The sequence below is a fragment of the Streptomyces coelicoflavus genome (assembly GCF_003112555.1).
GTDB classification, from domain to species: Bacteria; Actinomycetota; Actinomycetes; order Streptomycetales; family Streptomycetaceae; genus Streptomyces; species Streptomyces coelicoflavus.
Map to the genome: position 1 here is coordinate 13,675 of NZ_BEWB01000008.1, position 21,358 is coordinate 35,032.

Sequence of the window (21,358 nt, forward strand, 5' to 3'; positions counted from 1 at the left end):
AGGACCGCGTCTTCTCGCCCGCAAGATCGACTTCCTGTCGAAGTTGTAGCGGTGCCGCATCCGCCGCTACCGGGCGACGCCACGGGTGCGCGATCGGTGCCGCCACCGAGGGAAGCTCCCCGCCGACTCACGACTGATCCAGCCCGCTCCAGCAGCGACTCGGCCACCAGGACGGCCATCTGCGTGTCGTCAGTGGCCTCGCCGGGGTCCCAGCCACCGTCTCAGCACATCTCGCCCCCAGCACCGGAAGCGGGAACCGCACGGAGAACGCTCCCGGGGGGAGCGAAACTCGAAGGGGGCCTAGAGCGCCACCCACCGCTGAACCGACGGCCGCGCCGGCCGCTCGCTGAATCCGCTTCATTCTCGCAGGTCAACCGCGCCGAGCCGAAGGCTTATGGCCCTGTGGCCTTCCAACTGGGCTGCCTGCGTGGGCTTCTGCCCCTGCGCGGAAACTGGCCGGACCCAGCGAACCATGGGTCATGGCTCCGGCAAGCGTGTCCACGTCGAGTGGGTGCCGCCTGGCGCATCGGGGACGGGACCCCCTGGTGCCGGCCCTTCCCTGAGGCGGCGCAGATACGGCAGGTTACGCATTGCCTTGGCAGCCCAAGCTCGCTGAAGGCGTGAGTTGTTTCCGTCGTTTGCCACGCGGGTGAGGAGTTCGAAGACGCCCTCGGCCGTGCGAGGGCGGTGGGAGTCGCGCGGGTCCTGAACCCTGTGAGCACCGGCCGCGTACCGGTCGAGCAACCGAAACGCATCGTCACGTGCCGTCTCGGGCATTTCGGGTTCGATGACCAGCTGCACCAGGATGGCGGTGAGGCGGGGGCTGTGCCCGCCCGGCTCGGCCTCGGTAAGCGCTTGGGCGGCGGCCACGCGTGCGTGCTCGTCCAGCACACGGTCGGCGGCCAAGGCCGCATACATATCGGCCGCGGAGGCATTCCCCATGGCTTGCAACTCGTCTGCGGCACCCAGCCGGATCGGCGCGGCGACCGACATGTCGCCGGCCAGGGTGATGAAAAGTTCGTCCGCGCGTGGGTCGTTCAGCTGGGCGAGTTGCTCGGCGACCCGCAGCCGGGCGGTCTGGACGCGTTCCCCACCAACGGGGTCGGCGTCCAGTTCCGTGGCGAGGGAGGCCAGCAGGTCGGCGGCCCGTTCGTCACCGGTGTGGGCGAGTTCGCCAAGCGCAGTGACGCGGGTGCCTGGGTCGAGGCCGGAGTCGGCTCCGTAGGAGACAAGAAGCTCCGCGTAGCGGTCAGCGTCGGTGGAGCGCAGGGTCCTCATGAGCTCGTATCGCAGCGTGCTGTCGGCTGTGCTCTCGCCTGCCAGGGCCAGCAACAGTGCGGGGGCGCGCGGGTCACCCGCTGTCGCGAGCTCGCGGAGCGCGAGGGCTCGGGCGTTCTGGCTGAGTTCGGGGTCTTGGGCGTAGGATAAGAACAGTTCGGTGCAGCCTTTCGGGTCGGCCGAGCGCAATGCGTTGACCACATCCCGTCGCAGCCCATCGTGGAACACCGGGTCGGCAACGATGGCTAGCAGCTGCTTGCCGTGGGTGGTGTCGCCGAGCCCCTCCAGGAGGCGCTGCATGGTCTCGACCCTGGCGAGCAGGCCTACGTCGGTGTCGGCGGCGATGCTCAGCAGGGATTCGGTGTAGCCGCTGCCGTGAAGGGAACCCAGGGTCCGTGCGGCCATAATGCGGTCGTCGTCGCTGATCATGGGGTCTGTGGCAACGGCGGTGAGGATGCGCGCGTCTCTGTCGTCGTCGAGGGTGCGCAGGTGCTGGGCGAGTTCGCGGCGGAAGAAGCCGGTACACTCCGGCATCTTCGCGGCGGCTGCGAGCGTGTCGGCACAGCGGCGCATGGACTTGGGCGCGACCGGGATGCCGTCCGCGACCAGTTCGGCAATGAAGCGGGCGCCCTCCCAGCGTTTTCCGCAGCGCCACAGGGCTCGGCTGAGCAGGGGGCGGTCCGTCACAGCCGCGATCAGGAAGCGGGTGAAGGAGTCTTGCCGTCGCCATTCCTGGGGCGGGCGTGTGACCCAGTGGCCGAAGACGTTACGCAGCTCGACGTCGGCCCGCCGGGGGTCTTCGGCTACGCGTCGCGCGGCAAGGAATTCCAGCAGGGTCTGGTGGATGAAGACGAGGTCGCCGCCGCGTTCTGTGAACAGGCCGCTACGGCGCAAAGTTTCACGCAGGATCTCTCGCCAGACTTGCTCGGGAAGGTCGGGAGGGCGCTGGTCCTCGGTGCGTGCGGCGAAAAGCTCACCGGCCGACAGCTGCTCCCCGTCCAGCCAGGCCAGGGCGAGTTCTCCGGCCAGACCCACGACCTGGGCGGGCAGGCGCTCCACAGTGTGGACTGCCGTGGTGCCGTACTTGGCGGCAGCAACCGCGGCCTGGGGGATGATCCCGGAAGCCGCATCGCTATACTGCCTGCTCTGCAGAAGCTCGATGAAGGAGCGATACACCTCGTGCCGGGTGGTCGGCAGCGGGGGTTTTGGCTGGTCGGCGAAGAGCTGGCACAGCATCGTGGCCATGAGCGGTACGCGTACGAGCGCTTGGCGACGTTGCTCGCCGAACTGAAGCGTGAACTGCTCCGCGGCGGGCTCGGGGTCGGGCAGGCCGAGGGCACTTAGCCAGCGTTCGGCGAAGTCCCGCAGCTGGCGGGTGTCGAAGGGCAGAAGGTCGAAGACGGCGGCCCGCCAGACCGGGGAGCGCGATGTGGGCAGCTCTGGGATGGGGCGCGTGGCAATGACGCATCGGTACATCGCCCCTTCGGGGTCGGCGGCCCGTACACCCGCCAGCCTGGTGAGCACGACCTGACGCTGCTCGGAGGCCAGCAACTCGTCTAGCCCGTCCACGAGTACGAGCCATGATGCATGCGCTGCGGGCGGCCCCCGGAAGAACTCGGCCGACCATGCCTCCAGCGGACCAAACCGCCCGGCATCGGCCCGGACTCCGGCTTCTAGCGCTTCGGCCAAGGGGCGGTCGGGGACCAGATCGGCCGCTTGTACGTAGACCGGGACCAGCAAAGGGGTGGGCGCGAGGCGGGCGGTGCGGTCGGGGCGAAGGCCGGGACTCGGCGGCGCGGACTGTTCGACCGCACGACTGCCCGAGCCGCCGGTGCCCTTGTCGCCTTCGTCCCCGGCCCACGCATCACCCCACCCCGCCACGCATTCCCGCACGAAGCTGCGCAGAAGACTGGACTTGCCCGCGCCCGGTCCGCCGACCGCCAGGGCGTCCATGTGGTCGTCAAGGATGGTCGAGGCCGACACCCGTTCCTCGGTGTCCAGTTGGTCTGGCCGGGTCAGCATCGTTATGGAATGGGCGTGTTGACTGACGTAGACAGTCGACAGCGGCGGGGAGACGTTGCCTGGTGCCACTCCGGGATAAGGGTGGGACTCAGCCGCCCGCGCGGCGGCGGCGAGGTAGCCGCGCAGTCGGCGGCTGGGGAACGCCCAGCCGCCCGCCCGGAGTTGGTCATCTGAGAGGGTACTCAGCCAGGGCTGCTCCACATCTGAGATCTTGCTGCTCACTCGCAGACTTACCGCGCGGGCTGCGGATTTGTGCAGCTCCTGGACCTGTTGTGGGCAGTGGGAGAGCAGTGCCGTGGCGGAGAGGGCGTGCACGCTGCCGGCGTGGTCGGACGTGCAGAGCATTCCGCTGACGGCGCCGGTGCGCTTGTTGAGGATCGCGCTGCCGCTGTAGCCCCCGCCGATGGGGGGACCCCAGAACCGTTCCAGCAGGCCGAGTCCGTCCGGGTCGCGCGACGAAGGGCCCTGGTAGTCGAGTTGAACCGACTGGCCGCTGCGGAACATTCCCTCCGGATGCCCCCGGACCCAGACCCCGTCGCCGTCCCGCAGGTCGTCGTGGAATAGCACCCACGGGGCGGGGGCGGCCACGCCGCCGGTGTCCGTCACGACTCGCAGCAGGGCCAGGTCAAGGCCCGTGGTCCGGTCGCGGAAGTACAGATCGAGGGCGGGACGCAGCCGCAGTTCACGCTCCGAGCCACCCACCCGGCCGTACACCACTTCCGGGAGTGTTTCAGCGCTGTCCGCGATCACGTGGGCGCAAGTCGCCACAGTGCCTGGCGCAATGAAAAAGCCCGTGCCGTACCTCAGCGACGCACTACCAGGTGCACGGATCACCAGCGCCACCGTCGCCGCCGTGAGCAATTCCCGAGTGCCGCTGCTCAGGGAGGTCACGGCGTCGGTGCGGCCCACTCCAGTGCGACCTTGAAGGCGGACCTGGCCGTGGCCTTGCCGAGGACCGCAACGAGCGTGCCAGATTCGACCGCGAACTCGCACGAGAACTCAACGGTCGCCTTCTGACTGCCGGTCTGCTCCAAGCGCGTCCCCACCGCTCTGGCGACCCCCACCAGCGAGTCCAGAGCCTCCTCAAGGGTCGGCCGTGAAGCCGCGATCTCCCGCTCGTCCGCACCGGCATGACTGGACTCCAGCCGCCGCACCGACAGATACAGCGGATGTCCTTCGACCGTCACCGGAACCACGGCCGTCTCGTCCCCTGCCAACGCGTCGACCCCCGCCCGCTCGTCCAGCACCCCGCGCCTCCCCTTCACTTGCCCGCACATCGCCTCCACAGTTGCGTTCAGCCTAGTGATCCCGCCGGTCGCCCGTCGGAAAACCTTCACAACCCTCGCCAATCCAGCGCCGCGTCCGCCAGCACGCTTCCTGCTCGAAGCAGCGGCGCCCTGGGGCGTAAGTGCCATCTCGTGGTCGCTGTACCTGTCCCCGTGCCCGGTGCCGTTTTGCGTACGACCAGGTCACCGCGATCATCAGGGCCGGGATGGCGAACAGCGGGGCGAAAGCGAAGCCCCAGACGGTCTGTGCTGTACCACTCGACATGTAGGTCTCGCTCTCAACGGTGAAAAGCGACCACGAGTTGCCACAGCGCCATCAGGACCAGGACACCCGAGGCGGTCCAGGCCAGCGGGGCGAGGACCCTGGGGGTGCAACGGCCGCCACCGGTTGTTGACGAGCAGCAACGGAAACAGAGCGGCCAGCTCGGCAAAGACGGAGAGGCCTACGACGTATGCGATGCCCCAGCCTGGAAGCCCGGCCGCGACAGCCTGCAACGCTGTAAGCCCGCCGCAGAGCTTGGGCGGGTCAGCGGTGCTTCTTGGTGAGCAGCCGGTTCACCGCGGCGCAGTACCGCGCCTGGGCGAGCCAGGGCAGTTCGAGGAACGAGACGGCGCGGAAGCCGAGGGCGGTGAAGGGACGCGTCATGGTCACTCCGTGGTCGTGAGCGGTCTGTCGGCGAGGGGGAGCGGCGGGGCGCCGGGCTGTGGCGAGCGCCCCCGTGCCGGCCGCAGGGCGCCGGGGGCCGTCAGCGGCCGAGCCCTGCCCAGCCGACGCCCTCCTGCCGGCTCAGCGCTCCACAATGCGGGTTCGGACAACAAGCCGAGACGAGGCTTCCAGGGACGGCAAGGGCCGAAGGCGCTGAGCAGTGACTTCACACTCCACTCGGGACGCTGCTCCGTCCAAAGCGCGCAGCAAACGATCCTGCTCGTCAGCAGGCAGACGCTCCATCATCCGCACCATCTCCCCAAGTTCGTCCCCGACCGACGTCACTGCTCCCCCGCGAGGTCGAGATCGCCTTTGCTCGTCCCGGCCACGCCTTCGACGATCCGGGGACGGCGCCATGGGTGCGCGATCGGACCCGACACCGCCCGCCACCACGGCTCCACCGGCAGCTCCCCCGCCGGCTCGAACGGCTCACCCGGCCGCGGAAACGCCACTGCCTGCTCAGCCTCCTCGGCCGCGTCCTTCGTCCACTCCCCCGGCTCCGCCCACGGATGCGGAGCCAGATTGAACGTCCCCCAGTGGATCGGTAGCAGCACCCCACCCGGAGCGCCTCCCTGCAGGTCAAGATGAGCCTGCACCCCCTGCGCAGGCGTCATGTGAATGTCTGGCCACATACCAGGCAGCGGCGTATAGTCCGTGTGGTTCTTGGGCCAGAACTCGGCGTACGCCCCGAGCTGGATCATCGTGGCGTCGAACGGGCCGTGCGCGGCGCCGATCTCGCGGAAGCCGTCGAAGTAGCCGGTGTCCCCGCTGTGGTAGACGCGGTGTTCCTCCCCGGCGACGACCCAGGACGCCCAGAGGGTGTGCTGGGTGTTGCGCAGCCCCCGCCCGCAGAAGTGCCGGGCCGGGGTGGCGGTGAGGGTGAGGCCGCCGACGCGGGTCGACTCGTGCCAGTCCAGCTCGCGCAGCCGGCCGGCGGGGACGCCCCAGTGCTCGAGGTGGGCGCCGACGCCCAGCGGCACGGCGAACACGGTGTCCGTGCCGGCCAGCGCCTTGATGGTCGGCATGTCCAGGTGGTCGTAGTGGTCGTGGGAGATGACGACGACGTCGACGCGGCCGAGGGCGGCCAGCGGCAGGGGAACCGGGTGCAGGCGCTTGGGGCCGGCGAAGGGGAACGGGGAACAGCGCTCGCCCCACACGGGGTCGAAGAGCACGCGCTGCCCGTCGATCTCGGCGAGCACGCTGGAGTGGCCCATCCAGGTCAGCCGGAGCCCGGTGGCGGGCGGCCGGGCGAGGTCGGCGAGGGTGGTGGCGTGCACCGGCACCGTGCCCTCGGGGGCCCGCCGGGCCCGCGCCTCCTTGTTGAAGTAGATCTTGGCGAATTCGGTCGCCGAGCCGGAGGGGCGGGTCCGGGCGGTGCCCCCGGGGTTCTGGAAGACCCCGTCGCGGAAGTGGGGCGATCTGCGGATGCGCGCCATGCGCTCGCCGCCCGGGTCCGCGCCGAAGGCCGCGGGACGCGGCACGCTGAACCCGGCACTCGGGAAACGGAAAGCGGCCACGGTACCTCCAGGTGGAGTGGATCAAGCTCTCATCGTCGTCGTCTCGTGCTACGTCACCTCGAACGACGGATGTCACATCCGTGTTCCCGGTCCGCGGCGGACCGGGAGCGCGTCACCGCACGTCCGGGGGGCTGTATAGGGTGACGTGTGTGGGGAGAGTCCGGTTGAGTGTGGCCGAGCGGCGCGAGGAGCTGTTGCGCGCGGCAGTGGAGCAGATATCGGCGCGGGGTGTGGCGGCGGTGCGGATCGCCGACGTGGCCGCCGCGCTCGGTGTCAGCAACGCCCTGGTGCTCTACCACTTCTCCACGAAGGAGCGGCTGGTCGCCGCCGCGTTCACCCACGCCGCCGAGGCCGATCTCGCCCATCTGCGCGGGCTGCTCGCCCGCCGTACGTCGGCGCTGCGCCGGCTGCGGGCGGCCGTGCGGTGGTACGCGCCGACCGGTCAGGCCAAGGGCTGGCGGCTGTGGATCGAGGGCTGGGCGGCGGCGCCGCGCGAACCCGCGCTGCGGGAGGTCACGCGCGAGCTGGACCGCCAGTGGAAGACGGCGATCGCCGAGGTCATCGAAGAGGGTGCGGCCGCCGGTGAGTTCTCCTGCCCCGAGCCGGACGCCGCCGCGCTGCGCCTGACGGCGCTGCTGGACGGCCTGGCGGTGCAGCTCACGTCGTACGCGGGCACGGTGTCGCGGGCCCGGGCGCAGCAGTGGGTGGACGAGGCACTGGCCCGGGAACTGGGTCTGGAGCGAGCGGCCCTGACGGCCACGCGACGCTAGGGGACGTCGCGCGGGAACCGGCCGCCCGCTCCCCTTCTCAGGCTCAGGCCACCGCGGCGATCCGCGTCTTGATGTCGTCCGGCGACAGCGTTCCCTTGGCCGTGACATGGTCGCCCGACGACTCGCCGCGCAGCCGGCGTCCGATCCACGGGACCAGGTACTCGCGCGCCCAGTGCACGTCGTCGCGCCGCACGTCCAGGGTGCCCCGGGCCGGCAGGGGCGGCCAGGGCTGGTCCGGGTCTGCCGGGACGCGCAGGCCCAGGGCCTGGCCGGCGCGGAGCGCCACGCGCGTGTGGCCTTCCGGCGACAGGTGCAGCCGGTCGGCGTCCCACGCCCTGCGGTCCTGGACGCTCCGCAGCGACCACAGGTCGAGCACCGGGCAGCCGTACCGGTCGGCGACGGCCCGGACGTGCCCGTTGTACGTGGCGATCTTGCCGCGCAGATGCTTGAGGACGGGCACCCCGCGGGTGTCGAAGCCGGTGGTCACCAGGACGGTGCCGGCCGCGGCGGTCAGCGCGGCCACCGCCAGTTCGAACCGCTCGGCGACCTCGTCGGGGTCGGTGCCGGGCCGGATGATGTCGTTGCCGCCCGCCGCGAACGAGACCAGGTCCGGTGCGAGGGCGACGGCCCGCGGGACCTGTTCCGCCACGATCTGGTCGAGGAGCCTGCCGCGCACGGCGAGGTTCGTGTACGTGAAGTCGCCCTCGGGGCGCCGGTCCGCGAGCAGTACGGCCAGTCGGTCGGCCCAGCCGACGAAATCCCCGTCCGGGCCGGGGTCGCCGACGCCCTCGGTGAAGCTGTCTCCCACCGCCACGTACGACCCGATCACTGCTCTGCTGTCACTCTTCGAATCGTCTGCCACGTCGGCCCATGATTCACCTTGGAATGTGACCTACGCGACCGTAGGAAGGGGTTGACGGTCGGTGAGAAAGGCCACGCCTAAAGTGTTCGTCAATTCCGGAATACGGCGCAGTACTCCGAAGGCGTCGTACACCGAGGACCGAGTACGCCGAGGACCGGGTACGCCGAAGGCCGGACCCGGGGATCGGGGTCCGGCCTTCGGGGCACGGTGGCTGCGCGGAGCCGGACGTCAGACGGAGACGCCGTGCGAGCGCAGGAACGCGATCGGGTCGATGTCCGAGCCGTAGTCCGGCGTGGTGCGGATCTCGAAGTGCAGGTGCGGGCCGGTCACGTTGCCGGTGGCACCCGAGAGGCCGACCTGCTGACCCGCCGTCACCGACTGACCGGCGGAGACGGAGAGCGAGGAGAGGTGGGCGTACTGGGCGTAGTGGCCGTCGGCGAGCTGGATGACGACCTGGTTGCCGTACGCGCCGCCCCAGCCGGCCGAGACGACGGTGCCCGCGCCGACGGCCTTCAGCGAGGTGCCGGTCGGGACGACGAAGTCGGTGCCGGTGTGGTAGCCGCTGGACCACATGCTGCCCGACTGGTGGTACGGGGTACCGACGGTGCCGCCCGCGACGGGGGAGGTGTAACCGCTGGTGGTGCCCGTGGACTGGGCGCCGGTGTCCGAGGACTCCGAGGAGCCGGAGTCGTCCGAGGAGGAGGCCTTCTCGGCGTCCGTCGACTTGTCGGCGGCGGGCTTCTCGGCGGCGGGCTTCTCGGCCGGCTTCTGCGACTGCGCGGCGGACGGCGCCGACGACTTGGCGGCCTGGCCGCCGATCGCGAGCTCGAGACCGGGGTGGATCAGCGACGGGTCGGAACCGACGGCCTCGCGGTTGTCCGCGTAGAGCTTCTTCCAGCCGCCGTCGACGTGCTGCTCGTCGGCGATCTTCGAAAGGTAGTCACCGCTCTTCACGGTGTACGTCCGGGAGTCCGAGTTCTTGTCGGAGCTGCTCGCGGCGGACTTCTTGGCCGACGTCGGAATGGACTGCACGGCCTGCTCGGAAACGGAGTGAGCGGGGGCGGCGTTGGCGGAGGCGGCACCCAGCAGCGGAAGCGCGAGCGCGGCGCCACCGGTTCCGGCGACGGCGATGGTGCGGGTCAGGCGCATGGCCCTGGTACGGCGGTGCTTACCCTTCGCGGGCATGGTGAATTCCTCTCCGGCGCCTGCGAGGTGAGCTGTCGGGTGCGGGCTGGAGATGCCCGGCCGCGCCGAAACGCGGCTTTACCCCAAGCCGTTCCGGGAACCGGAACAGGCAGTTTTACCTGTGGGTCCCCCGCTCCTGCCGTGTACGGGTGGTGGATGAGTGCGGGCTCCGGTCGGCGGCAGGATTAGGCGTCCGTCCGGATCGGTGGTGAACGTAAGGGACCAGGACGCACAGGGACAAGCGCGAGGTTCCGGCGACAGGCGTTTCGATTGATCCTTTATGAAAAAACCGGTGACCCTGCGTCGATTTCCGACCCACTGTTTTCCCTGAATACCCTTGAGAACCGGCGGCATTACGTGAACATGACGGACAACGCTCGGTCACGGATATGACGCTGCTCACGCGCCCCTTATCCACCATCCGTCATTTCAGGGCCAGTTATTACCAAAGCGCCAATTCGGACAGAATGCCTTTACCGGTCCACAATGGCCCTCTTGCAGCGGCTTTCGCCGACCGGTCATGCCGTATCGTCGAGTGGTGCCCGCCGGCGAGCAGCGACGGCGGGGCGGAGTGGGAGGAGCCCCCGTGACGCAGCAGGTCCCGTCGACCGAACCCGAGCTGACCGGTGTGCGCAACTTCCGGGACGTGGGCGGACTGCCGACCGTGGACGGCCGGCGGGTGCGCCAGGGGGTGCTGTTCCGCAGCGGCCACCTCGCGCACGCCACCGGGGAGGACGCCGCGTTCCTGGCCTCACTGGGCCTGCACACGATCTTCGACTTCCGCAACGCTGCCGACCAGAAGCTCGACGGCCCGGACGTCGAGCTGCCGGGCGTGCGCAATGTGAACCTGCCGCTGAGCGACCCGGCCGACGGCGCCGAGTTCTGGAAGATGGTCCGTGACGGAGACCTCGACCAGCTGCGGGACATCCTGGCGGACGGCAAGGGCGCCGACCGGATGATCAACTCCTACCGCCTCATCATGACGGAGCGCACGGCGGAGCACTCCCGGGTCCTGCACGCGCTCGCCGAGGACAGCGTCCCCGCGCTGATGCACTGCGCGGCCGGGAAGGACCGCGCGGGCCTGTCGATCGCCGTCACCCTGCTCGCCCTGGGCGTCGAGCGCGAGGCCGTCGTCGAGGACTACCTGAAGTCGAACGCCGCGCACCGCCGCTACAAGGTGCGCCGCAGCGGCTCGGCGGCCTCGGCGTACTCACCCGAGGTCATGGAGCTGCTCAGCCCCCTGTTCGACGCGCGCGCCGAGTACCTGGCGGCGGCCTTCGAGACCGTCGAGGAGACGTGGGGCGGCGTCGACGCCTACCTGGAGAAGGGCCTCCGGCTCACTCCGCAGACCCGGGAGCGACTGCGCGAGCGGATGGTGGACTGAGCCACCCGCTCGCGACGGCCGGACGGCGCTACTTGGCGCCCACCTCGAACAGCAGGTAGAGGAAGCCGCCGAAGACGTGCCCCAGGGCGATGTAGATGACCAGCCGCACCCACAGGGCGCGCGGGAACTTGTCCTCGATGGCACTCATGGCGTCTCTCCAGGGGTCGGGCCGAGGCACAGCGCGGCCGTCGGGCTCTGCAGCAGGGTGTGGACGAAGAGCAGCTCGACCCCGTCGGGGTCCTGGGCCGCGATCCGGTGCGGGGTCATCGAGTCGAAGTGGGCGCTGTCCCCCGCGGTGAGCCGGTGCTCGGTGTCCCCGAGGCGCAGTCGCAACCGGCCCCTGAGGACGTGCAGCCACTCCTCGCCGGGGTGCACCCGCACGACGTCGCCCTGGGAGCCGTACGGCACCTGGACGCGCAGGGCCTGCATGCCGCGGCCCGGCGCACCCGCCTGCCAGTACGTCCAGCCGCCCGCGGCGGTGGGTTCCATGTCGGCGCCGCGCACGACGGCGTCCCGGTCGGCGGACGTCTCGCCCAGCAGCTCGGCGACGGTCGTACCGTAGACACGGGCGAGCGCGAGCAGCATCGGCAGTGAGGGCTGGCGCTGCCCGGTCTCCAGACGGGAGAGGTGGGCGGGCGACAGCCCCGCGGCGCGGGACGCGGCCTCGAGCGTGAGGGCGGCCCGCCGCCGCAGCTCGCGCAGCTGGGGCGCGACGGCGGCGACCGTCCCCTCGGCGGGGCCGGTCTCGGAGGAGCTCATGGCTCCATTCAGCCCGAGACTTGCCCGTCAGGCAAATTCCTTGCCTCAGAGGCAAAGGCACCCCGGGGCCTCAGAGGCAAACACACTCGAAGGCCTCAGAGGCGGAGGCCCCCAAGGCCTCGCTCGCTCAGCGGTTGGCCACCGCCTGCTTGACCAGAGTCTTCCCGAAGTCCCACATGAGGCCGCCCCCATTGTGCGCGTCCTCCATCACCTCCGTGAAGGCGTCGACGAACCGGTCGGCGTCGTCGGTGTCGATGATCAGCGGCGGGATCAGCTTGATCACCTCCAGGTGGTCGCCGGACACCTGGGTCAGGATCCGGTGGCGCTGCAACAGCGGCACGACCACCATCTGCGCGAACAGCCCCTTCCGCGCGGCCTGCAACATCGTCCAGCGGCTGCGCAGCTTCAGGGAACCGGGCCGGCCGAACTCGATGCCGATCATCAGTCCGCGGCCCCGGACGTCGGCGAGCAGTTCGTAACGGTCCACCAGCGCGGCCAGCCGGGACTTCAGCCGCTCCCCCACCGCGGCGGCGTTCGCGACGATCTCCTCGTTCTCCATCACCGACAGCACGGCGAGCCCGGCCGCCATGGCCTGCGCGTTGGACCCGAAACTCGCCGAGTGGACCTGCACACGGTCCATCGAGGAGTACACCTTCTGGAAGATCCAGTCCTTGCCCAGGGTGGCCCCCACCGGCACGTACCCGCCGGACAGCGCCTTGGCGACGCAGACCAGGTCGGGCTCCACCCCGTCGTCGTGCTGGTAGGCGTAGAACTTGCCGGTACGGCCGAGGCCCGTCTGCACCTCGTCGGCGATCAGCAGCGCCTTGTGCCGGTGCAGCAGCTCCTGCGCGGCGCGCAGGTAGCCGGGCGGGGCCTCGTGCACGCCCTTGCCCTGGACCGGCTCCACGATCAGCGCGGCCACGTCGCCCTTCTTCAGCTCGCGGGCCAGGGCGTCCAGGTCGCCGAGCGGTACGGCGGTGTCGGGCAGCAGCGGCGCGAAGCCCTTGCGGAACGAGTCCTCGCCGTTGACGGAGAGGGAGCCGGTGGTCAGTCCGTGGAAGGCGTGCGAGCAGTACAGGATCCGCCGTCTTCCGGTGGCGTAGCGGGCGAACTTCAGGGCGGTCTCGACGGCCTCGGTGCCGCTGTTGCCGAAGAAGACGCGGTCCAGGTGAGGGCTGTAGGAGAGCAGCTTCTCCGCCAGCAGGCCGGGCAGCGGCGGGCAGTCGAAGCGGGTCAGGTCGGCGAGCGAGGCGTCGAGGACGTCGTGCAGCGCCTTGCGGACGACCGGGTGGTGGCGGCCCAGGCCCATCACCGCGAACCCGGCGAGCATGTCCAGGTAGTCGTTGCCGTCCGCGTCCCAGAAGTGCGCGCCCTCGGCCCGCTCGTAGACCTTGTCGAAGCCGATGGTGCGCAGCATGCGCGGCTGCTGGTGGTTGAGGTGCTTGGCGTGCAGCTCGTACCGCTCGGCCCCGCGCTCGGCCAAGAGCGCGGTGAGGTCGAACTCCTTGGTCATTCAGTTCTCTCCTTGCGCTGGCATGACGATCCGTCCGTCGCCGGACTGTTCCACCGCGGATCCCCCGGCCCCCTCGTCCACCTGTCCGGCGAGGGCCAGGCTCGCGGCGATCCGCCCGGCGACGTCGACCGGGGTGAGGCCGATGTCCGCGAGCACCTCGGCGCGCTTGGCGTGCGCGAGGAACTGCTCGGGGATGCCGAAGCGGCGTACGGGGACGTCGACCTCGGCGTCGCCGAGCGCCAGCGCCACCGCGGAGCCGACTCCGGCGGCGCGGCTGTTGTCCTCGACGACGGCCACCAGCCGGTGCCCCGCCGCGAGGGGTGCGAGCGCCGGGTCGACGGGTTTGACCCAGCGCGGGTCGACGACGGTGCAGCCGATGCCGCGGGCCTCGAGGAGTTCGGCGGCCCCGAGGCAGACGGGTGCCATCACGCCCACCGCCACGAGCAGCACCTCGGGCCGGTCCGCGGCGTGCAGGACGTCCAGGCCGCCGATCCGGTCGACGGCGGGCACGGCGGGGCCGACGGACTCCTTCGGGAAGCGCAGCAGCGTCGGCGCGTCGTCCACCGCGACCGCCTCGCGCAGCTGGGCGCGCAGCTGGTCGGCGTCGCGCGGCGCGGCGATGCGCAGCCCGGGGACGACCTGGAGGACGGACATGTCCCACATGCCGTTGTGCGAGGCCCCGTCGACACCGGTGACGCCGGCCCGGTCCAGGACGAAGGTGACCCCGCAGCGGTGCAGGGCCACGTCCATCAGGAGCTGGTCGAAGGCGCGGTTGAGGAAGGTGGCGTAGACGGCGACGACCGGGTGCAGTCCGCCGGTCGCGAGGCCGGCGGCGGACACGGCGGCGTGCTGCTCGGCGATGCCGACGTCCCAGACGCGGTCCGGGAACCGTTCGGCGAAGGGGGCGAGGCCGACCGGGTGGAGCATGGCCGCGGTGACCGCCACCACGTCCTCGCGCTCCTCGCCGATGCGGACGATCTCCTCGCCGAAGACGGAGGTCCAGGACGGGCCGCCCGCGGGGCTCAGGGGCTCGCAGGTGAGGGGGTCCATCACGCCGACGGTGTGGAAGTGGTCCTCCTCGTCGCGCAGGGCGGGTTCGTAGCCGCGGCCCTTCTCGGTGAGGCAGTGCACGAGCACCGGGCCGTGGAAGCGTTTGGCGCGCCGCAGCGCCGACTCGACGGCGCGGATGTCGTGCCCGTCGATCGGACCGAGGTACTTGAGCCCGAGGTCCTCGAAGAGCCCCTGCGGGGCGAAGGCGTCCTTGAAGCCCTTCTTGGCGCCGTGCAGGGCCTCGTACACGGTGTTGCCGACCACGGGCGTGCGCTGGAGCACGTCCTTGCCCCAGGCCAGGGCCCGCTCGTAGCCGTCGGTGGTGCGCAGGGTCGCGAGGTGGTTGGCAAGGCCGCCGATGGTCGGGGCGTACGAGCGTTCGTTGTCGTTGACGACGATGATCAGCGGCCGGTCCCTGGCCGCCGCGATGTTGTTCAGCGCCTCCCAGGCCATGCCGCCGGTGAGCGCGCCGTCACCGATGACCGCGACGACATGGCTGCGCTCCCCCTGGACCTGGCGGGCCTTGGCGAGGCCGTCGGCCCAGCCGAGGACGGTGGAGGCGTGGCTGTTCTCGATGACGTCGTGCTCGGACTCCTCGCGCGAGGGGTAGCCGGACAGGCCGCCCTTGCTCCGCAGCTTGGAGAAGTCCTGACGGCCGGTCAGGAGTTTGTGCACATAGCTCTGGTGGCCGGTGTCCCACAGGATGCGGTCGTCCGGCGACTCGAAGACCCGGTGCAGGGCGACGGTGAGCTCCACCACGCCGAGGTTGGGTCCGAGGTGACCGCCGGTGCGGGCGACCGCGTGCACCAGGAAGTCACTTATCTCGTCGGACAGTTCACCGAGTTCCGCCTCGGTCAGCGCCTTCAGGTCGCGTGGTCCCCGGATGTTCTCCAGAATCGTCACGCTCGGGCCCCCTTCGGTCCGCGTTTCAGCTCACGGTGACGGCCGGCGCCCCCGAGGCGCCGTCCTTCTCCATCTGCTCCGCGATCCTCATCGCCTCCTCGATGAGGGTCTCCACGATCTTCGACTCGGGAACGGTCTTGACGACCTCGCCCTTGACGAAGATCTGCCCCTTGCCGTTGCCGGAGGCGACCCCGAGGTCGGCCTCCCTGGCCTCGCCGGGACCGTTGACGACGCAGCCCATGACGGCGACGCGCAGCGGCACCTCCATGCCCTCCAGACCGGCGGTGACCTCCTCGGCCAGCTTGTACACGTCGACCTGGGCGCGGCCGCAGGACGGGCAGGACACGATCTCCAGCCGGCGTTCCCTGAGCCCCAGCGACTGGAGGATCTGGATGCCGACCTTGATCTCCTCGACCGGCGGGGCGGAGAGGGAGACCCGGATGGTGTCGCCGATGCCCTGGGAGAGCAGCGCGCCGAAGGCGACCGCCGACTTGATGGTGCCCTGGAAGGCCGGGCCCGCCTCGGTGACGCCGAGGTGCAGCGGGTAGTCGCACTGGGCGGCGAGCTGGCGGTAGGCCTCGACCATCACGACCGGGTCGTTGTGCTTGACCGAGATCTTGATGTCCCGGAAGTCGTGCTCCTCGAACAGCGAGGCTTCCCACAGCGCGGACTCCGCCAGCGCCTCGGGGGTCGCCCTGCCGTACTTCTGGAGCAGCCGCCGGTCCAGCGATCCCGCGTTCACGCCGATACGGATCGGCGTGCCGTGGTCGCGGGCCGCCTTCGCGATCTCCCTGACCTGGTCGTCGAACTTCTTGATGTTGCCCGGGTTCACGCGCACCGCCGCGCAGCCGGCCTCGATCGCGGCGAAGACGTACTTGGGCTGGAAGTGGATGTCCGCGATCACCGGGATCTGCGACTTCCTGGCGATGACGGGCAGCGCGTCGGCGTCGTCCTGGGTCGGGCAGGCCACCCGGACGATCTGGCAGCCGGACGCCGTCAGCTCGGCGATCTGCTGGAGCGTCGCCCCGATGTCGGACGTACGGGTGGTGGTCATCGACTGCACCGACACCGGGGCCCCGCCCCCGACCGCCACCGGCCCGACCTGGATCCGCCGCGACACGCGCCGCTCGGCGATCGGCCGGACCGGTACCTCGGGGAGCCCCAAGGGGATGGCGGTCATTGCGTCACTCCCGGTTCGAGGAGACGGTCTCGCGCATGGCGCGCAGGGACTCCTTGAGCGAGCCCATGGTGGCCAGGACGGCGGTGGGCTCGTAGCCGCAGTGCGCCATGCAGTTGTCGCAGCGCGGGTCCTTGCCGCGGCCGTACTTGTCCCAGTCGGTCTCCTCGATCAGCTCCCGGTACGTCGGGACGTAGCCGTCGCTCATCAGGTAGCAGGGGCGCTGCCAGCCGAAGAGGGAGTAGTTCGGGATCGCCCAGGCGGTGCACGGGAAGTCGACCTTGCCCTCGAGGAAGTCGAGGAACAGCGGGGAGTGGTTGAGCCGCCAGCGGGCCCGGTTGCCGCCCGCGAAGGCCTTCTTGAACAGCTCGCGGGTCTGCTCCACGCCCAGGAAGTGCTCCTGGTCGGGCGCCTTCTCGTAGGCGTAGGCGGGCGAGATCATCATCTCGTCGACCTTGAGGTCGTCGTTGAGGAAGTTGAGCACCTCGACGATGGTCTGCGGGGTGTCGGTGTTGAAGAAGGTCGAGTTGGTGGTCACCCGGAAGCCGCGCCGCTTGGCCTCCTTGATGGCCTCCACGGCCTCGTCGAACACGCCCTCCTTCGCCACGGACTCGTCGTGCCGCTCGCGCAGGCCGTCGATGTGCACCGCGAAGGCGAAGTACGGCGACGGCTTGAACTTGTCCATCTTCTTGCGCATGAGCATGGCGTTGGTGCACAGGAAGACGTATTTCCGCTTGGCCACCAACTGCCGCACGATCTCGTCGATCTGCGGATGCATCAGGGGCTCGCCGCCGGCGATGGAGACCATCGGCGCGCCCGATTCCAGCACCGCCCCGACGGCCTGCGCGACCGGCATGCGCTGCTTGAGCACACCGGCGGGGTGCTGGATCTTGCCGCACCCCTCGCACGCCAGGTTGCAGGCGAAGAGCGGCTCCAGCTCCACGATGAGCGGGAACTTGTCCCGTCGGCGAATCTTCTGTTCGGCCAGGTATGTAGCGACCTTGATGGACTGGCGCAGGGGCATGGCCATCTGGGCTCACCTCCGGGGGAGCAACAAAGAACGGTGCCATTCGAAAAACGCGGGAAGAACGGATCGGAGAACGCGGAAAGCCGATATTCCACCGCGCACGGTGCCGATCCGGACGAGTTCGTGTTCTGGAGCGTCCACGACCACCCGGACGGCCGCAACCGGGCGCGGGCCCGTGCGGACGGCGCTCAGGAGCGTGGCCGCGGACTCCATGTCCACGGCGATCGCGCCGGTCGCGAGCAGGTCGGCGCGTTCGGGGCCGCGGACGACGTGGTCCGAGCCGGTGAGCGGCCCGGTGTGGACGGTGCGCCCGGGGACGGCTCGCGCGAGTTCCTTGACGAGCCGGTCGGTCGAGACGCAGGGGACGGTGGAGCGGGGGTCCCGGGTCTCCTCGGCGACGACCAGGTCGCCGGGGTGCATGCCGGGCGAGAGTCCGGCGCAGAAGCCCGTGGCGAGCACGGCGGCGCCCTCGAGCGCCGGGTCGGCGAGGACCCGGGTCACCGAGCGTTCGGCCGCCTTGGGACCCATGCCGGTGCGCAGGACGGTGACCGGCCCGCCTGCTCCGGCGCGGTCGCCGGTGCGCAGGGCGAGGTGCTCGATGCCGAGCGCACAGGCGATCAGCAGCGAGGACGGGCCGGTCTGCCGGGTCATCAGCTGCCCTTCACCTCGGCCGGAGCGGATTCGGTGAGGGCCTCGGCCGCCCGGGACTTCTTGGCGAAGGGCTCCCCGTGGACGTACCGGCCGAGCGCGGTGAGCGGGAAGACCTGGCGGTAGAGGTTGTAGTTGATGGAGAAGTCCCACGGGAAGCCGGTGCCCGTGAAGTAGGGCTCGTCCCAGGAGCCGTCCTCCCGCTGGGTGGCCGCGAGCCATTCGACGCCGCGCTCCACGGCCTTGGAGTCCCGCTCCCCCGCCGCCAGCAGGGCCATCAGCGCCCAGCCGGTCTGCGAGGCGGTCGAGGCGCCCCGGCCGCTCCACTCCCGGACGTAGCGGTAGGAGCGCAGGTCCTCGCCCCAGCCGCCGTCCTCGTTCTGGACGGACTCCAGCCAGCGCACCGCCCGGCGGATGGCCGGGTGCGAGGTGGGCAGTCCGGCCGCGGTCAGCGCGGGGATCACGGAACCGGTGCCGTAGACGTAGTTGACGCCCCAGCGTCCGAACCACGAGCCGTCCGCCTCCTGGGCGTCGAGCAGCCACTGGATGCCGCGGCGGGTGCGCGGGTCGTGGGCGAGGCCCTCGACGGCGAGCATCTCGACGACGTGCGCGGTGACGTCGGCGGACGGCGGGTCGATGACCTCGCCGAAGTCGCAGAACGGCAGCCGGTTGGGGAAGGCGCTGGTGTTGTCGACGTCGAACGCGCCCCAGGCGCCGTTCTTCGACTGCATGCCGAGGTTCCAGCGCACCCCGCGGCCGATCGCCTTCTCCACCCGCTCCGGGTCGTGGTGCCTGACCCGGCGCAGCGCGAGGACCACCTCGGCGGTGTCGTCGATGTCGGGATAGTTGTCGTTGTGGAACTCGAACGCCCAGCCGCCGGGCGGGAGTCCGGGGCGCTTCACCGACCAGTCGCCGGGACGCACGATCTGCTCGCCGAGCATCCAGTCCGAGGCCTTCACCAGCTGCGGGTGGTCCTCGGGGACGCCCGCGTCGGCCAGCGCGATGGTGGCCAGGCAGGTGTCCCACACCGGGGACTGGCAGGCCTCGATCATCCGGGCGCCGTCCTCGCGCCACACGGCGAAACGGTCCAGCGACTCCAGGCCCGCGCGCATCACGGGGTGTTCGAGGTCGTAGCCGAGCAGGTAGAGGGCGATGACCGAGTAGACGGCGGGGGGCTGGATGCCGCCCCAGCAGCCGTCGTTCTCCTGCCGCTCGATGATCCAGCGGGCGGCGCTGTTCATCGCGGCCTTCCGCAGCCGGCGCGGGGCGACCTTGCGGTAGGCGTGCAGGGCCTTGTCGATGCGCTGGAAGGCGCCGTCCCAGCTGGCCGCCGGTGCCAGGGGGCGCGGCGGGTTGGGGCGGACCGGGTCGGTGTGCAGTTCGTCCAGCGGGAAGGGCGCCGGGCGTACCGGACGCTTCGCGGAGACGATGGTGAGCGGCACGATGGTCTGCCGGGCCCAGCAGCCGAAGTCGTAGATGTTGAGCGGGACCCAGGTCGGGAAGTAGATGAGCTCCGGCGGGAGTTCGGGCAGGTCGTCCCACTTCCACCAGCCGAACAGGGCCAGCCAGATCCGGGTGAAGACCCGGGCGGAGGCGATGCCGCCGCGGGACCTGATCCACTCGGCGGCCCGCGCCATGTGCGGCGCGTCGGGCGAGTCGCCGGCCAGGCGGAGGGCGACGTAGGCCTCGATGGTCGTGGACAGTTCGCCGGGGCCGCCGTAGAAGGTGGCCCAGGTGCCGTCCTCGCGCTGCTCGCCGCGGATGAACAGCGCTGCGGCGCGCGTGGTCTCCTCGTCCTGGATGCCGAGGAACTGACGCAGGAGCAGGTCCTCGGCGTCCATCGTGACGTTGGTCTCGAGGTCGCCCTTCCACCAGCCCTGGGCGTCCTGCTTGGAGAGCAGGAAGTCGGTGGCGCGCCGGGTGGCGCGGGCGGCGGCTTCGGGTACCCCGGCCGCCGCGGCGGGGATCGTGATGTCGGTGTCGGTGGCGGTATCGCTGGCCGAGGCTGCCAGGGGCCGCAGGGAGGCCCCGGTGCTTCCGTCGGTCGTCGCTGTCATGGCTTCCCCTTCGTGCAGTGTGCATACGGTGGTGCGTCTGCTGTGGGTCCGCCGTCGGCCGGTGCTCGTGTCTCCACGACACCGGCCGGCGACTACGCGAGGGCTATTCGACCGATAATGATCATCTCTTTCGTACGACGACGAAGTCCGCGAGTGCCGTGAACCGGTCCCGCACCCGGTCGGGCATGTCGACGGCGTCGAGGGCTTCGATGGCGATGGTGTGCTGGCGACGCGCCTCGTCGGCGGTCCACTCCCGCCCGCCCGCTTCCTCGATGAGGGCGGCGCGGGCCGCGAACTCCTCCTCGGAGAAGTTCGCGAAGTCACTGGCCTTGGCGTCGGCGGTGAGGATCTCGCCGAGCCGCTCGGAGGCGGACCCGCCGGCCGCGAGGGCGGCCACGACCGGCAGCGACTTCTTGCGCTGGCGCAGGTCGCTCCAGGTCTGCTTGCCGGTGGCGTCCGGGTCGCCCCAGATGCCGAGCAGGTCGTCGACGGCCTGGAAGGCGAGGCCCAGGTGGTAGCCGTACTTCTCGAGGACGTCGGCGGTGTGCTCGTCGGCGCCGCCGAGGACCGCGCCGACGGAGCTGGCGCAGGCGAGCAGCGCGCCGGTCTTGTTGCCCTCCATCTCCAGGCACTCCTCGACGCTGACGCGGTCGCGGTGCTCGTAGGAGATGTCCTGGGCCTGACCGTCGATCAGGGAGCGGCTGGCCTTGGTCAGCCGGCGGGTGGCGCGGCCGGCCTCGACGCTGCCCAGTTCGAGCAGCACCTCGTTGGCGAGGGCGAACAGGGCGTCGCCGACCAGGATGGCCTGGGCGGGGCCGTGCACCTTCCAGACGGTGTCGCGGTGGCGGCGCTGCTCGTCGCCGTCCATCAGGTCGTCGTGCAGGAGGGAGAAGTTGTGGACCAGTTCCACGGCCACCGCGCCGGGTACGCCGACCTCGGGCGCGGCGCCGGTGACCTCGGCCGAGAGCACGGCCAGCGCGGGGCGCACGGCCTTGCCGCCGTCGCCGTCCGCGGGGTTGCCCTGGGCGTCGATCCAGCCGAAGTGGTAGGCGGCGACGGTGTCCATGGGAGGGGCCAGGCGGTCGACCGCCGCCCGCAGGACCGGCGTGGCAAGGGTCCGGCCGCGCTCCAGAAGCGCGGTCACGTCCACCGTGGTCCTTCGATCGGCCGTCGGGGCCGGGGGCACAGTGGGCACAGTCTTTCCTCCAGTTGCG

General features: G+C 70.7%; 16 protein-coding genes, 2 pseudogenes and 1 riboswitch. Of the genes and pseudogenes, 2 read left to right on the plus strand and 16 right to left on the minus strand.

Annotated features, from left to right (window positions below; translation table 11 throughout):
* Window positions 1–137: 137 nt before the first annotated feature.
* The 5 genes and pseudogenes from Sco07f_RS40625 to Sco07f_RS19910 all read right to left on the minus strand — a co-directional run.
* Window positions 138–361: pseudogene (locus tag Sco07f_RS40625) on the minus strand (ADP-ribosylglycohydrolase family protein); the annotation flags it as partial.
* Between the two features lie 116 nt (window positions 362–477).
* Window positions 478–4,209, minus strand: a complete 3,732-nt coding sequence (locus Sco07f_RS19895; protein WP_159106958.1) for a serine protease — start codon at window positions 4,207–4,209, stop codon at window positions 478–480.
* Entirely contained in the window at window positions 4,188–4,547 is a 360-nt protein-coding gene (locus Sco07f_RS19900; RefSeq protein ID WP_159106959.1) for a CU044_2847 family protein, read from the minus strand. Before Sco07f_RS19900 ends, Sco07f_RS19895 begins: the two co-directional genes overlap by 22 nt.
* A gap of 175 nt (window positions 4,548–4,722) precedes the next feature.
* A pseudogene (locus tag Sco07f_RS41355) lies at window positions 4,723–5,060 on the minus strand (hypothetical protein); the annotation flags it as partial.
* 513 nt (window positions 5,061–5,573) lie between these two features.
* Window positions 5,574–6,809 (minus strand): MBL fold metallo-hydrolase, encoded by a 1,236-nt coding sequence (locus Sco07f_RS19910; RefSeq protein WP_167468159.1) that lies wholly within the window; start codon window positions 6,807–6,809, stop codon window positions 5,574–5,576.
* A gap of 149 nt (window positions 6,810–6,958) precedes the next feature.
* On the opposite strand from Sco07f_RS19910, the gene Sco07f_RS19915 reads away from it, so the two are divergent.
* Window positions 6,959–7,579: a TetR/AcrR family transcriptional regulator gene (locus Sco07f_RS19915; protein ID WP_042822678.1), complete on the plus strand. Its 621-nt coding sequence runs from the start codon at window positions 6,959–6,961 to the stop codon at window positions 7,577–7,579.
* A gap of 43 nt (window positions 7,580–7,622) precedes the next feature.
* Here Sco07f_RS19915 and Sco07f_RS19920 read toward each other — a convergent pair whose 3' ends face one another.
* Window positions 7,623–8,408 (minus strand): SGNH/GDSL hydrolase family protein, encoded by a 786-nt coding sequence (locus Sco07f_RS19920; protein WP_007389120.1) that lies wholly within the window; start codon window positions 8,406–8,408, stop codon window positions 7,623–7,625.
* A gap of 261 nt (window positions 8,409–8,669) precedes the next feature.
* Window positions 8,670–9,626: a M23 family metallopeptidase gene (locus Sco07f_RS19925; RefSeq protein ID WP_108988643.1), complete on the minus strand. Its 957-nt coding sequence runs from the start codon at window positions 9,624–9,626 to the stop codon at window positions 8,670–8,672.
* A gap of 2 nt (window positions 9,627–9,628) precedes the next feature.
* Window positions 9,629–9,788, minus strand: a riboswitch (cyclic di-AMP (ydaO/yuaA leader).
* Between the two features lie 424 nt (window positions 9,789–10,212).
* Between Sco07f_RS19925 and Sco07f_RS19930 the strand changes: the two genes are divergently transcribed.
* On the plus strand, window positions 10,213–11,010 hold the full coding sequence (locus Sco07f_RS19930; RefSeq protein ID WP_007389097.1) for a tyrosine-protein phosphatase: 798 nt from the start codon (window positions 10,213–10,215) through the stop codon (window positions 11,008–11,010).
* Between the two features lie 28 nt (window positions 11,011–11,038).
* On the opposite strand, the gene Sco07f_RS19935 is transcribed toward Sco07f_RS19930, so the two are convergent.
* The 9 genes from Sco07f_RS19935 to Sco07f_RS19975 all read right to left on the minus strand — a co-directional run bounded on the left by Sco07f_RS19935 (window position 11,039) and on the right by Sco07f_RS19975 (window position 21,330).
* The gene (locus Sco07f_RS19935; protein ID WP_007389118.1) at window positions 11,039–11,158 is read right to left on the minus strand and encodes a DUF6126 family protein; all 120 of its coding nucleotides are present in this window, start codon (window positions 11,156–11,158) and stop codon (window positions 11,039–11,041) included.
* Window positions 11,155–11,769, minus strand: a complete 615-nt coding sequence (locus tag Sco07f_RS19940) for a helix-turn-helix domain-containing protein (RefSeq protein WP_007389117.1) — start codon at window positions 11,767–11,769, stop codon at window positions 11,155–11,157. Before Sco07f_RS19940 ends, Sco07f_RS19935 begins: the two co-directional genes overlap by 4 nt.
* Window positions 11,770–11,896: 127 nt before the next feature.
* Window positions 11,897–13,282 (minus strand): aspartate aminotransferase family protein, encoded by a 1,386-nt coding sequence (locus Sco07f_RS19945; protein WP_007389116.1) that lies wholly within the window; start codon window positions 13,280–13,282, stop codon window positions 11,897–11,899.
* The gene (dxs, locus tag Sco07f_RS19950) at window positions 13,283–15,235 is read right to left on the minus strand and encodes a 1-deoxy-D-xylulose-5-phosphate synthase (protein WP_108988644.1); all 1,953 of its coding nucleotides are present in this window, start codon (window positions 15,233–15,235) and stop codon (window positions 13,283–13,285) included.
* Between the two features lie 25 nt (window positions 15,236–15,260).
* Entirely contained in the window at window positions 15,261–16,415 is a 1,155-nt protein-coding gene (gene ispG / locus Sco07f_RS19955) for a flavodoxin-dependent (E)-4-hydroxy-3-methylbut-2-enyl-diphosphate synthase (protein WP_108988645.1), read from the minus strand.
* 4 nt (window positions 16,416–16,419) lie between these two features.
* Window positions 16,420–17,442 carry an adenosyl-hopene transferase HpnH gene (gene hpnH, locus Sco07f_RS19960; protein WP_007389113.1) on the minus strand — a complete coding sequence of 341 codons (1,023 nt, stop codon included), beginning with the start codon at window positions 17,440–17,442 and terminating at the stop codon, window positions 16,420–16,422.
* Window positions 17,443–17,448: 6 nt separating this feature from the next.
* Entirely contained in the window at window positions 17,449–18,090 is a 642-nt protein-coding gene (locus Sco07f_RS19965) for a phosphorylase family protein (RefSeq protein ID WP_108988646.1), read from the minus strand.
* Window positions 18,090–20,144, minus strand: a complete 2,055-nt coding sequence (shc, locus tag Sco07f_RS19970) for a squalene--hopene cyclase (protein WP_108988647.1) — start codon at window positions 20,142–20,144, stop codon at window positions 18,090–18,092. The genes Sco07f_RS19965 and shc overlap by 1 nt, the downstream gene beginning before the upstream one ends.
* A gap of 121 nt (window positions 20,145–20,265) precedes the next feature.
* Window positions 20,266–21,330 carry a polyprenyl synthetase family protein gene (locus Sco07f_RS19975; RefSeq protein WP_164138917.1) on the minus strand — a complete coding sequence of 355 codons (1,065 nt, stop codon included), beginning with the start codon at window positions 21,328–21,330 and terminating at the stop codon, window positions 20,266–20,268.
* Window positions 21,331–21,358: the final 28 nt, after the last annotated feature.

Bases quoted from the DNA above. Each gene is read 5' to 3' on its own strand.
- Sco07f_RS19945 (WP_007389116.1), bottom strand. From the start codon at position 13,282: ATGACCAAGGAGTTCGACCTCACCGCGCTCTTGGCCGAGCGCGGGGCC.
- ispG (WP_108988645.1), bottom strand. From the start codon at position 16,415: ATGACCGCCATCCCCTTGGGGCTCCCCGAGGTACCGGTCCGGCCGATC.
- Sco07f_RS19965 (WP_108988646.1), bottom strand. From the start codon at position 18,090: ATGACCCGGCAGACCGGCCCGTCCTCGCTGCTGATCGCCTGTGCGCTC.
- shc (WP_108988647.1), bottom strand. From the start codon at position 20,144: ATGACAGCGACGACCGACGGAAGCACCGGGGCCTCCCTGCGGCCCCTG.
- Sco07f_RS19935 (WP_007389118.1), bottom strand. From the start codon at position 11,158: ATGAGTGCCATCGAGGACAAGTTCCCGCGCGCCCTGTGGGTGCGGCTG.
- Sco07f_RS19940 (WP_007389117.1), bottom strand. From the start codon at position 11,769: ATGAGCTCCTCCGAGACCGGCCCCGCCGAGGGGACGGTCGCCGCCGTC.
- hpnH (WP_007389113.1), bottom strand. From the start codon at position 17,442: ATGGCCATGCCCCTGCGCCAGTCCATCAAGGTCGCTACATACCTGGCC.
- Sco07f_RS19925 (WP_108988643.1), bottom strand. From the start codon at position 9,626: ATGCCCGCGAAGGGTAAGCACCGCCGTACCAGGGCCATGCGCCTGACC.